General features: G+C 69.5%; 10 protein-coding genes. 1 reads left to right on the top strand and 9 read right to left on the bottom strand.

Annotated elements, in window-relative coordinates:
* Nucleotides 1–27: 27 nt before the first annotated feature.
* The 4 genes from AB0H78_RS23475 to AB0H78_RS23460 all read right to left on the bottom strand — a co-directional run bounded on the left by AB0H78_RS23475 (nucleotide 28) and on the right by AB0H78_RS23460 (nucleotide 4,579).
* Complete coding sequence (locus AB0H78_RS23475; RefSeq protein WP_363236483.1) at nucleotides 28–699, bottom strand: response regulator transcription factor; 672 nt, start codon at nucleotides 697–699, stop codon at nucleotides 28–30.
* Nucleotides 696–1,853 (bottom strand): histidine kinase, encoded by a 1,158-nt coding sequence (locus tag AB0H78_RS23470; protein WP_363236482.1) that lies wholly within the window; start codon nucleotides 1,851–1,853, stop codon nucleotides 696–698. The genes AB0H78_RS23475 and AB0H78_RS23470 overlap by 4 nt, the downstream gene beginning before the upstream one ends.
* Nucleotides 1,850–2,365 carry a DUF1453 domain-containing protein gene (locus AB0H78_RS23465; protein ID WP_363236481.1) on the bottom strand — a complete coding sequence of 172 codons (516 nt, stop codon included), beginning with the start codon at nucleotides 2,363–2,365 and terminating at the stop codon, nucleotides 1,850–1,852. Before AB0H78_RS23465 ends, AB0H78_RS23470 begins: the two co-directional genes overlap by 4 nt.
* Before the next feature lie 123 nt (nucleotides 2,366–2,488).
* Entirely contained in the window at nucleotides 2,489–4,579 is a 2,091-nt protein-coding gene (locus tag AB0H78_RS23460) for a DNA topoisomerase IV subunit B (protein WP_363236480.1), read from the bottom strand.
* A 434-nt stretch (nucleotides 4,580–5,013) separates the two neighbouring features.
* Between AB0H78_RS23460 and AB0H78_RS23455 the strand changes: the two genes are divergently transcribed.
* Nucleotides 5,014–5,244 carry a hypothetical protein gene (locus AB0H78_RS23455; RefSeq protein WP_363236479.1) on the top strand — a complete coding sequence of 77 codons (231 nt, stop codon included), beginning with the start codon at nucleotides 5,014–5,016 and terminating at the stop codon, nucleotides 5,242–5,244.
* 113 nt (nucleotides 5,245–5,357) lie between these two features.
* Here the strand turns inward: AB0H78_RS23455 and AB0H78_RS23450 are convergent, their stop codons facing one another.
* From AB0H78_RS23450 to AB0H78_RS23430, 5 genes are all read right to left on the bottom strand, one after another.
* Complete coding sequence (locus AB0H78_RS23450) at nucleotides 5,358–6,188, bottom strand: serine protease (RefSeq protein WP_363236478.1); 831 nt, start codon at nucleotides 6,186–6,188, stop codon at nucleotides 5,358–5,360.
* Nucleotides 6,189–6,323: 135 nt separating this feature from the next.
* Entirely contained in the window at nucleotides 6,324–7,865 is a 1,542-nt protein-coding gene (locus AB0H78_RS23445) for an RNA polymerase sigma factor (protein ID WP_363236477.1), read from the bottom strand.
* A 328-nt stretch (nucleotides 7,866–8,193) separates the two neighbouring features.
* Nucleotides 8,194–9,135 (bottom strand): FadR/GntR family transcriptional regulator, encoded by a 942-nt coding sequence (locus tag AB0H78_RS23440; RefSeq protein WP_363236476.1) that lies wholly within the window; start codon nucleotides 9,133–9,135, stop codon nucleotides 8,194–8,196.
* Nucleotides 9,136–9,241: 106 nt separating this feature from the next.
* On the bottom strand, nucleotides 9,242–10,966 hold the full coding sequence (locus AB0H78_RS23435; RefSeq protein WP_363236475.1) for an ATP-binding cassette domain-containing protein: 1,725 nt from the start codon (nucleotides 10,964–10,966) through the stop codon (nucleotides 9,242–9,244).
* Nucleotides 10,967–11,038: 72 nt separating this feature from the next.
* Nucleotides 11,039–11,803 carry an NUDIX domain-containing protein gene (locus tag AB0H78_RS23430; protein WP_363236474.1) on the bottom strand — a complete coding sequence of 255 codons (765 nt, stop codon included), beginning with the start codon at nucleotides 11,801–11,803 and terminating at the stop codon, nucleotides 11,039–11,041.
* Nucleotides 11,804–11,875: the final 72 nt, after the last annotated feature.

Genomic DNA, 11,875 nt, shown 5'->3' with positions numbered 1-11,875 from the left:
TGGGCCCCTCTTCACCCCATTAGGTGACTAGATCCGGGATGTACCAGGAGGCTGTGCAAGGCCCCGTTGGTATGCGTATCGCACGGCCTGGGCCCGATCACGCACTCCGATCTTGCCGAAGAGGTTGTTGATGTGCGTCTTCACCGTGGCCGTGGAGATGTGCAGCGACCGGGAGATCTCGGCATTGGAGAGCCCCTCGGCGATCAGCGCCAGGATCTCCCCCTCGCGTGCGGTGAGCCCGTCGGGCAGCTCGGTCACAGCAGCCGCGGGCGGCGGCGCGGCCGTGACCCGCTCCACCAACAGCCGCTGCACACTGGGCGAGAGCCCCGCCTGCCCCGACATCACGTCCTCGACCGCCCTTACGATCTCGTCGCCCCCTGCGTCCTTGGTCAGATAGCCGCGGGCCCCTGCCTTCAGCGCGGGAAAGATCGAGTCGTCGTCCGCGTACGTCGTCAGCACCACCACCTGGGTGGACGGGTATCCGTCACGGATACGGCGGGTCGCCTCCACGCCGTCGCATCGCGGCATCCGCAGATCCATCAGCACCACGTCGGGGGCGAGTTCGGCCACGAGCGCCACCGCCTCCTCGCCGTCTCTCGCCGCCCCGACGACCTCGATTCCGGGCAGCAGGCCGAGGAGCATCACAATGCCTTCGCGCACCACCGACTGGTCGTCCGCCACCACCACGCGTGCCGTCATGCCGGCACCCTCAGTCGCACCACGAAGCCCTCCTCGTCCGGTCCGGCCTCGAGAGTCCCGCCGAGCAGCTCGGCGCGCTCCCGCATCCCCAACAGACCGTAACCGGAACCACTGACAGTGAGCTCCCCTTCGGGACGGTGACCGCCCGAGTCCCTTACTTCCAGGGCGACTTCGCCCGGTCCGTACGCCAGCCGCACCCGCACCAGGGCCCCCGGCGCATGCTTCCGTACGTTGGTCATCGCCTCCTGCGCCACCCGTCGCACCGCCTGCGACGCCTCGGCCGGCAGCGGCCGCCGGTCCCCCGTCACAGCGAGCTCCGCCGCGCCGACGACCTCCTGCAGGAAATCCTCCACGGGCGTCATCTCGCCGCGCAGGGCCGAGAGCGCCTGCCGGGTCTCGGCGAGCCCCTCACGGGCCATTCCGCGCGCCGCGACCACCCGTTCCAGGATCCGGTCGCGGAACTCCCCCTGCGGCTCCCTCTCGATCAGCAGCCGGGCGGCCTCCAGGTGCACCATCTGGGCGGAGAGACTGTGCGCGAGGACGTCATGGATCTCCCGGGCGATCCGTCCTCGCTCGGCCAGCGCCGCAGTCTCCGCCTCGGCGACCCGCGCGGCCCTCTCCTGGGCCAGCAGCCGCTGGGCGCTGCCCCGGGCCTCCGCGTCCAGCCGCAGAACGTACCCCGCGAGCCCGAGCCCCGCCGTGGTGGCCGCGGTCGTCAGCCACCCGTCCGTGTTGACCAGCGCATAGGCGCCCAGGGCCAGTGCCGTACAGGGCAGCGCGGTGACCAGCGGCAGCCGCTCCATGGCGGTGACAGCACAGGCGCACCAGATCACCGCGGCCGGAACCCGGAAGCCGGTCTGCTGCGCGGCGAGAGCCGCGCCCATCAGCACCGCCATCAGGCCCACCGAGGGCCACAACCGGTGCTGCAGGCTGGTCCGGAAGAACGCCCAGCCGACGGCGACGCACCCCACCAGACCGACCCCGGCAACGGCCATCCCCCAGACCGGCGCGGTGGTGTGCGAGAACGTACTCCACAGCAGCAGTACCCATGCGAAGAGCCGCACCGTCCAGGCGAGCGCCCGCCGCGCAGGGGTCAGACTCTCGCGGGAGAGAGCCTCCCGCGAGGGCCAGCTGGTCCACGTACTGGGCGTCACACACGGTCCTTCCGCACCGGCCGGGCCCGGCCGACGGCAGCAATACCGTACGACGACCGCATCTGCTCGGACCGCCATGCCAGCAATCCCGCCCGCACGAGCAGCGACGCCGCCAGCGCGAGCAGCAGGGCCCCGCTGCCCAGCCGCACCCCGGCCAGCGCCCCCACGCCCATCAGGCCCAGGCGCACCAGCATCCCCGCGACCCACACGGCGGCCGTCGCCCCGGTGCCCTTCGCCCAGACCGTGCCGTCGGCCTCGGTCCACACCTTGGTGGTCCAGGCCCATGCCGCGCCCAGGGCCAGACCGACCAGCAGTTCTGCGGCTATGAGCACCACGGAAGCGCTGCGGTGGTGCGCGTCGAGCAGTCCGTCCTGGCGCACCGCGCAGAAGACCAGCACGGCGGGCAGGACCCACCACCGCCGGTCATGGGCGATCTCCTGTGTCCTGAACTGCCGCACGAGCACCAGCACGACGACAGCGGCGATCACCAGGACATTGGTGAGCGTGGACATGAGGGCCTCCGGTGGACGACGAAGTTCTATGCCTTCGAAGTTACGGAAATGCCCTGGTCAGCAGATCGGAGCAGGGGTGGATCGTGGGTGGAGCTTTGCGCTCCACCCACGGGTGGAGAACCCTCAGGCGTCGATGCGGGAGCGGTCCAGGGTCGCCGCGGAGCTGGTGATGAACTCCTTGCGCGGCGCGACCTCGTTGCCCATCAGCAGATCGAAGACCTGCTCCGAAGCGTCCAGATCACCGATGTTGATCCGCCGCAGCGTCCTGAACCGCGGATCCATCGTGGTCTCCGCCAGCTGATCGGCGTCCATCTCGCCCAGACCCTTGTACCGCTGGATGGAGTCCTTGTAGCGGATGTTCTTGCGCTGGTACTCCAGCAGCGTCTGCCGCAGCTCGTTGTCCGAGTACGTGTAGACGTACTTGTCCTGCCCCTTCTTGGGCTGGACGAGCTCGATCCTGTGCAGCGGCGGCACGGCCGCGAAGACCCGCCCCGCCTCGACCATGGGGCGCATGTAGCGCTGGAAGAGCGTCAGGAGCAGGATCCGGATGTGCGCGCCGTCGACGTCGGCGTCGACGAGCAGGACGATCTTTCCGTAGCGCGCCGCGTCGATGTCGAAGGTCCGCCCCGACCCTGCTCCTATGACCTGGATGATCGCCCCGCACTCGGCGTTCTTGAGCATGTCCGAGACGGACGCCTTCTGTACGTTGAGGATCTTTCCCCGGATCGGCAGCAGCGCCTGGAATTCGGAGTTCCGGGCGAGCTTGGCCGTACCGAGTGCGGAGTCCCCCTCGACGATGAAGAGCTCGCTGCGCTCCACGTCGTCGCTGCGGCAGTCGGCGAGCTTGGCCGGCAGCGAGGAGGACTCCAGCGCGGTCTTACGGCGCTGGGCGTCCTTGTGCTGGCGGGCCGCGATACGGGTGCGGGCCGCGGCGACGGCCTTCTCCATGACCGCCCGCGCCTGGGCCTTGTCGTCGCGCTTCGTCGAGGTCAGGAACGCCTTGAGCTCCTTGGCGACGACGTTGGAGACGATCCGGTTGGCCGCCGACGTGCCGAGGACTTCCTTGGTCTGGCCCTCGAACTGCGGCTCGGCGAGCCGCACGGTCACCACTGCGGTGAGCCCCTCCAGGGCGTCGTCCTTGACGATGTCGTCCTCGGCGACGCGCAGCAGCTTGGCCGAGCGGAGCACTTCGTTGACGGTCTTGGTGAGGGACCGCTCGAAGCCCGTCACATGGGTGCCGCCCTTCGGGGTGGCGATGATGTTGACGAAGGACTTGAGCGTGGTGTCGTACCCGGTGCCCCAGCGCAGTGCGATGTCCACGGCGAGCTCGCGCGTCACTTCGGTGGGGGTCATGTGACCGCGGTCGTCGAGGACGGGGACGGTCTCCTTGAAGGTGCCCGACCCGGTCAGCCGCTGTACGTCGCAGACCGCCTTGTCCTGCGCGAGGTACTCGCAGAACTCGCTGATGCCGCCGTCGAAGCGGAAGGTTTCCTCGGTCTTGCCCTCCCCCTCCAGACCTCGCTCGTCCCGGACGACGATCGTCAGTCCGGGCACCAGGAAGGCCGTCTGGCGGGCACGCTGGTACAGGTGCTCCAGCGAGAGCTTGGCGTCCTTGAGGAAGATCTGCCGGTCGGCCCAGTAGCGGATCCTCGTACCGGTGCGGCCCTTGGGCACGCGCTTGCCCTTGAGGAGACCGTTGGAGGGGTCGAAGGGGCTGTCGGGGCCCGACTCGGTGAACATGCCGGGCACACCGCGCCGGAAGCTGACGGAGTGCGTCACGCCGCGGTCGACCTCGACGTCGAGCCGGGCGGAGAGCGCGTTGACGACGGAGGCTCCCACGCCGTGCAGACCGCCCGAGGCCGCGTACGAGCCGCCACCGAACTTTCCGCCGGCGTGCAGTTTGGTCATCACGACCTCGATGCCGGACATACCGGTCTTGGGCTCGACGTCGACCGGGATGCCGCGGCCGTTGTCCCGCACCTCGACGGAGCTGTCGTCGTGCAGGATGACTTCGATGTGGTCGCAGTGGCCGCCCAGGGCCTCGTCGACAGAGTTGTCGATGATCTCCCAGAGGCAGTGCATCAGACCGCGGCTGTCGGTGGACCCGATGTACATGCCGGGCCTTTTACGGACCGCTTCGAGCCCTTCGAGGACGAGCAGGTGCCGCGCGGTGTAGTTCGAGCTGTCCCTTTGCACGGACGTATCGGCGGTCACGCAGTTCGCTCCTCGCTGAATTTACTTTGGGGCCCAGTGGGTACAGGCCGGGCGTCGGTCGCCTGTCAGAGGGTACCGAGCCCTGGTAGAGCCGTTGTTGCACCACCCTAGACAACGCGGGACTCCAAACCATCACCGTACACACGTTCGATAGCTCGTTGGAGTGAAGCGCACATCACGTTCCCTTCCAGGCATGAACCATTTAGGCTCCGGGCACGTCCTCATCAACAACCGGCGAACCCGTCGGGAGGGCAAGACCAAGACAATCGACGCGAAACCGTAAAGCCACCGCAATACGGCACATTCGCCGCCAACCGGCAGCAGACAGCCACCTTGACAAAAAGTTTCAAGGAAAAGCCACGAGCGGGAACGTTTTAGGCCTGGTTGGATGTTGACCCTGGTACGACAGCTCGTCGAGCTAGAGAAGAGGCGACGTGACTACTGTTCTGACCCCCGCGAGCCCCCTGACGGCCGCCGACCGATGCGACCGATGCGGCGCCCAGGCATACCTGCGCGTTGTCCTGGTCAGCGGCGGTGACCTGCTCTTCTGCGCACACCACGGGCGCAAGTTCGAGCCGGAACTCAAGAAGATCGCCGCGGACATCCAGGATGAGACCGAGCGGCTCACCGCCGTACCGGCCACCTCCGCCGAAGAGGAACGCTGACACCTCGCACCCACGACGAGCCAGAGACCGGTCCAGACCGGTCGACGGGCGGTGACCCCCTGCACCACAGGGGGTCACCGCCCGTCCTCGTTCGCAGGCCGAGATGGCCTGAATCATTCGTGCGCCGCGACCACCGGAAGCAGCTCGGAGATCCGCGTATAGACCCCGGGAGTGGCGGCCTGTCCGCAGCCGACCCCCCAGGAGACCAGCCCGATGAGGCGGCCTCTGGCCACCAGCGGCCCTCCGCTGTCGCCCTGGCACGCGTCGTGCCCGCCGTCCGGGTCTCCTGCGCAGAGCATGCTGGAGGCCTCGTACGTGCCGTCCGCGGTCCCCGGGTACGCCTCCTCGCACAGCGCGTCGGGCAGCACCTGCACGCTGGAGGAGCGCAGCGCGCTCGCATAGGTCCCGGTGCCGGTCGTATCGCCCCAGCCGTAGACCTCGGCGCCCGTGCCCGGCAGGTCCGCGACGTCGCCGGGCTCCGCCACCTGGAGCGCGTACGCCTCCGGGAGCGCCCGGGACAGGGTCAGTACGGCCAGGTCGTAGGCGTTGGTGGAGGGGTTGTAGTCCGGGTCGACCCAGGCGCCGCTCACCCGGATCTCCTGGCCGTCCGTGCCCCGCAGCTCGTCGCGGCCCGCGATGACCTTGAGGTCGTGCACCTCGCCCAGCGGGACTCCGAGCACCTCCTGGCTCAGGCAGTGGGCGGCCGTGACCACCTTGTCCGGGGCCACCACCACTCCCCCGCAGAACTGACCCGCTCTGGTACCCCCGAACCGGTCACGGCTGGACACCGCCACCACCCAGGGGCTGTCCGAGGCATGTGCGGGGGATCCGCCGATGACCACGCCGTCGGCCGCGGCGGGCACAGGGGCGGCCAGCGGCAGCGCGGCGCCCACTGCGAACAGTGCCAGCGCCCCTGTCAGCGCTCGGGCGATAGGAGGACGCATACGGGCTCCTGACTCTCCGGTGAACACGATTCACCCAGAGTCGGCCAGCCGGTGGCGGCCCGCACCCGCTCACGCCACAGGCCCGGGTCTCATGGACGAGAACCCGGGCCTGCGGTGTGCGGTGCTTCGTACGGCCTAGTCGAGGTAGTCGCGCAAAACCTGCGAGCGCGACGGGTGACGCAGCTTCGACATGGTCTTGGACTCGATCTGACGGATGCGCTCGCGCGTCACGCCGTAGACCTTGCCGATCTCGTCGAGGGTCTTCGGCTGACCGTCGGTGAGGCCGAAGCGCATGGAGACCACGCCCGCCTCACGCTCGGACAGGGTGTCCAGGACCGAGTGCAGCTGCTCCTGCAGGAGCGTGAAGCTGACCGCGTCGGCCGGGACGACCGCCTCGGAGTCCTCGATGAGGTCACCGAACTCGCTGTCGCCGTCCTCACCCAGGGGGGTGTGGAGGGAGATCGGCTCGCGGCCGTACTTCTGGACTTCGATGACCTTCTCAGGGGTCATGTCGAGCTCCTTGGCCAGCTCCTCCGGGGTGGGCTCACGGCCCAGGTCCTGGAGCATCTGGCGCTGGACGCGCGCGAGCTTGTTGATGACCTCGACCATGTGCACCGGGATACGGATGGTGCGGGCCTGGTCGGCCATGGCGCGGGTGATCGCCTGACGGATCCACCAGGTGGCGTACGTGGAGAACTTGTAGCCCTTGGTGTAGTCGAACTTCTCGACCGCGCGGATCAGACCGAGGTTGCCCTCCTGGATGAGGTCCAGGAAGAGCATGCCGCGACCGGTGTAGCGCTTGGCCAGCGAGACCACCAGACGGAGGTTGGCCTCCAGGAGGTGGTTCTTGGCGCGGCGGCCGTCCTCGGAGATGATCTCCAGCTCGCGCTTGAGCTTCGGTGCGAGCTTGTCGGCGTTCGCCAGCTTGTCCTCGGCGAAGAGACCCGCCTCGATGCGCTTGGCGAGCTCGACTTCCTGCTCCGCGTTGAGGAGCGGGACCTTGCCGATCTGCTTGAGGTAGTCCTTGACCGGGTCGGCGGTGGCACCGGCGACGGCGACCTGCTGCGCAGGCGCGTCGTCCTCGTCGTCGTCGGAGAGAACGAAGCCCTTGGCCTCGCCGCCCTCCTCCTCTTCGCCCTCGCCGGCCTTGGCCGGGGTCTCCTCGGCCTCGTCGCCGTCGAGCTGCTCGTCGGCGTCCTTCTTGGAGGCGGTCTTCTTCGCCGTGGTCTTCTTGGCCGTCGCCTTCTTCGCGACGGTCTTCTTCGCGGCCGCCTTCTTGGCGACTGCCTTCTTGGGCTCGGTGTCGTCGGCGACGGCGTCCACGGACTCGGCCGCGGGAGCCGCAGCGGCCGCGACGGTCTTGGTCGTGACCGTCTTGGCGGCAACCGTCTTGGTGGCGGTGCGCTTGACCGGGCTCTTCGCTGCGACGCTCTTACGGGGGCGCTTGGGCGACTCCGCGGCACTGACCATCAGCGTCACACCCTCTTCCTCGAGGATCTGGTTGAGGCTGCGCAGAACGTTCTTCCACTGGGTTGGCGGAATCTGGTCAGCCTCGAAGGCTCGGCGCACGTCGTCGCCTGCGATCTGCCCATCAGCCTTTCCCCGCTCGATGAGCGCCATGACAGACTCGGACTCGGCGATCTCCGGCGGGAGAGTACGGGATGTGCTGGCCGACACGAACAACCTCTCGGAACGATGGAAACGGCTTCCGGCTCCGCCCCTGATGGGGCCGGAACCGACGACCGCCGGCTGGGGATGTACCGGCGGCGCGGGCTGAACCTCAGAGCTGCACAGCGCCGCGAACGGCTGCTGCATTCCCTCCTCGACTGTCGCCTCTTAAGTCATCGCGCTGTTTCAAGGAGTGTTACGCCCAATCTGCGTGGCCCGAGTCACACCTCAATTGCGACGTAAACGACAAGTGCGGGCGTTCACCCACAAGCATGTCGCCGGACCCCGAGGGATCCGGCGACACACGGTGCGTACGCAGGCGCCGGCTCTCGGCCGGTCAGTGCTCCCGCGGCGCGGGGACCACGCGCTCCACCTCCGGATGGACGACGAGCAGTTGACGCATGGCGGACTCGGCGGCCTGGGGGTCCGCCGCGGTGACGGCGTCCACGATCCTGGCGTGGTGCGCGAGGGAGATCTCCGTGGGCCGGTCGCAACCGGTGACGGGGCCGCCGGACACCTGGAGCGCCGCCGAGACGATGCCCGAGAGGTGCTCCAGCATCCGGTTGCTCGCCAGCTGGATGAGCAGCGAGTGGAACTCGGCATCGGCGCGGGAGAAAGTGATCGAGTCGCCCTGAGCAAGGGCGTGGCCCATGATCTCCACCATGTCGGCGAGCCGCTGCTGTACGTCCTCGCGTCCGTTCTGCGCCGCGAGGCGGGCGGCGAGGGGCTCGATCGTCCAGCGCAGCTCGGCCAGCTCACGGCGCTGGTCGTCGCGCTGCGGGCCGTAGGCGCGCCATTCGATGATGTCGGGGTCCAGCAGGTTCCAGTCGCTGACCGGGCGGACCCGCGTACCGACATTGGGACGCGCGCTGACCAGGCCCTTGGCCTCGAGCACACGCAGCGATTCGCGTACGACCGTGCGCGAGACCTCGAAGCGCTGGCCGATCTCCTCGGGAACGAGCGGGCGGTCGGCGCCGAGGTCGCCGGAGACGATCATCTGTCCGAGCTGCTGGACAAGTTGGCCGTGCAGCCCGCGACCGCGGCTGCCTGCGGCGCGACGGCCGACCCGGCCGAGTTCCGCATCGGCCCCGCCCCAGGAGGGGGGACCGACACGGCCGGCGCCGGGCGCCTCCGAGTAGGGGTAGCGGTCGAGTTCGCCCGGACCCGCAAGGCCGGACTCGGCGGAACGGGCGGCGGTCATCATGGAGTGCGCAAGGGTAGTCACGCATCCTTTGTCGGCGTGGCTCCTGCGCCCCTTGAGGTCTTTGGTGAAAAGCACACGAAAGGGTGATCGCCGCCCCCCTCGCAATTGACGCCTTATCGGAAAGAAGTGGGCGTCTTCAAAGGAGTTGTGTGCAGGTCGGAGCGGATGTACTGGAAGACGGTCACCAACGGGCCCTGCCGCGAAGGCCGGTGAGCAGATATGCGCAGAGAAGGCCCGAGAGTGACAACGCCAGTGCCGCTCCGACCGGCTGGGCAACGAGTCGCAGCAGACCGGCCAGCCACCGGTCGGTCTGGTACGGCCAGGAGATCCAGGCGAGATCGCGCAGTCTGCCCGGAAGTCCCTCGACGGTGCGTGCGGACGGTCCGGCGAGCACCTTCTGCAGGAGCGGAACGATCAGTACCGGTACGGCCAGAACCGCCGCGAGCCCGGCCGACGTACTTCTGAAGACCCCGGCGGCCAGCAGCCCGGCCCAGGAGCAGCCGATCGCGAGGGCGCCCCAACTCACCGACAGGACCGGCCAGTCCGGCGGCACGTTCGCCAAATCGCCTCCGTACACGAGACGGAGGACCTGGGCGTCGGTCACAGCGGCCGCCGCGGCGAGGAGCAGCGCGGTGGCGGCCGAGACCGCGAGCTTGGCCGTGAGGAGTCCGAGTCTGCGGGGGACCGTGCCACGGCCCGCCGCGAGTGCGGGGTAGCGGAACTCGTCGCCGAAGGCGAGGGCGCCGAGAAGTCCCGCTCCGAAGGCGGCGGGCGGCAGCGGGAGATAGCGAGGCCAGGCGGCGAGCAGGCCGGAGGGCGGGGTCTGACCTGTACGGGCGAGGAGCAGGGAGATGGCAGCCGAGGCGACAAGAACCGCGGCCACGATCAAGGGGGTTGTCCGTACGCCCAGGAGCCGGCGGAGTTCGTATCGGACCGGCCTGAGCGGTCCGCGGGCCGGGTGGCGGGTGAGCGGCGGAGCGGCGTTGCCGGGGCGGACCTCGCGGGCGGCGGGGGCTTCGGGGGCCGAGGGGGCGGGCGCCGGTCCGGTCTCGTCGGCGAGTTGATGGATGAGGACGCCGTGCCGGAAGGCGGTGTCGCCGATCTCGGCGCAGCTGCTTCCGTACACGGACAGGAGGCTGCCCCCCTCGGGGACGATCTCCACGGAGCGCCGTGCCTCGCGGGATTCGCGGCCGAGCAGCGCGGCGAGCCGCGTGGTGTGCGGGGTACGGACGGCGACGCGGGGGCGGAGCCGGGTACGGGCGAACTCCGCCGCGTCCTGGTCGGCCGCCAGTCTCCCGGCGTCGACGGTGACGATCCGGTCGGCGGTACGAGCCGCTTCCTTGGGGTCCCTGGTGGTGAACAGGACGGTGCCGCCCTGGGAGGCGTGTGCGCGCAGCAATCCGTGCAGCCAGCTGTTCTCGCGCGGCGAGAGCCCTTCGGAGGGCGCGTCGAGCAGGAGGGTGTGGGGGTCTGCCAACAGGGCGGCGGCGAGGCCGAGTCTGCGGTCCATGCCGAGGGACAGCGTGCCCAGGCGCTGGCCGCCCAGCCCTGCCAGGCCGACGACTTCGAGCAGGTCGTCGGCGCGGGAGGCGGGTACGCCGGCGGCGGCGCAGAGCATCCGGAGCTGGTTGCGGGCGGTCCGTGCGGGGTGGCCGGGTACGTCGCCGAGGAGGGTTCCGACCTCGCGTGCCGGGTTGGCGATGCGGTGCAGGGGGCGGCCCCGGAAGCAGGTGACGCCGCGGCCCGGTTCGAGTTCGAGCATCAGCCGCAGGACGGTGGTCTTCCCGGAGCCCGGGTCGCCGAGCAGGGCCGTGACCTGTCCGGACCCGGCCTCGAAGGTGAGATCGTCCACGGCGGGCGCGAGGTCCCGACGGGGGGTGCTGGTCAGTCCGATGGCCTGGAGCATCGCATCTCTTCGGCGGCAGGGGTGGGTACCGCAGCAAGATAACGCGACATTTAGGACTTTTTGTGCAGCGGCTCAGACTTCGGGGCGGAGCATCGGAGGATTCAGCAGCGTTGCGCCGCCCGCACGGAACAGCTGTGCGGGGCGGCCGCCCTGCCGGGTGGTGGTCCCGCCCGAGGGGACGAGGAAGCCGGGAGTGCCGGTCACCTTGCGGTGGAAATTACGGGGGTCGAGGGCCACGCCCCACACCGCCTCGTAGACCCGGCGCAGCTCGCCCACGGTGAACTCCTGCGGACAGAAGGCGGTGGCGAGCGAGGAGTATTCGATCTTGGACCGGGCGCGCTCCACGCCGTCCGCGAGGATCTGGGCGTGGTCGAAGGCGAGCGGGGCCGGCTGTTCGTCCTCGCGCCCTGCGTCGGTCTCGTGATGGAGCAGGGCCTCCACCGGTGCCCAGCGTGCGCTGTTGGCGTCTCCGCCGGCGCGGGGGGCCGGCAGATCGGGGGCCAGCGCGAGATGCGCCACGCTGACGACCCTCATCCGGGGGTCGCGCTTGGGGCCGCCGTAGGTGCCCAGCTGTTCGAGATGGGCTCCGTTGTCCGGCGTCGGCGCCTCGGGGTCGTGCGCACGCAGCCCGGTCTCCTCGCCGAGTTCCCGTGCCGCCGCCGCTCCCAGGTCCTCGTCCGCCCGGACGAAGCCGCCCGGCAGCGCCCACCGGCCCTGGAACGGGGACTCCCCCCGGCGTACGACCAGTGCGCAGAGCGCATGACGTCGCACGGTCAGCACGACCAGATCGACGGTGACGGCGAAGGGCGGGAAGGCCGACGGGTCGTAGGGGGGCATGGAGCGATCATAGTCGTCTCCTTGACGATAAGCACGCCCCTTGTCATCCACAGTGCTCTCCGCTCGTACGTC

Source organism: Streptomyces sp. NPDC050738, from assembly GCF_040654175.1.
In the GTDB taxonomy this organism is placed as follows: Bacteria; Actinomycetota; Actinomycetes; order Streptomycetales; family Streptomycetaceae; genus Streptomyces.
Note: the sequence above shows the minus strand (reverse complement) of the source record. Positions and strands in the feature narration are given on the sequence as shown.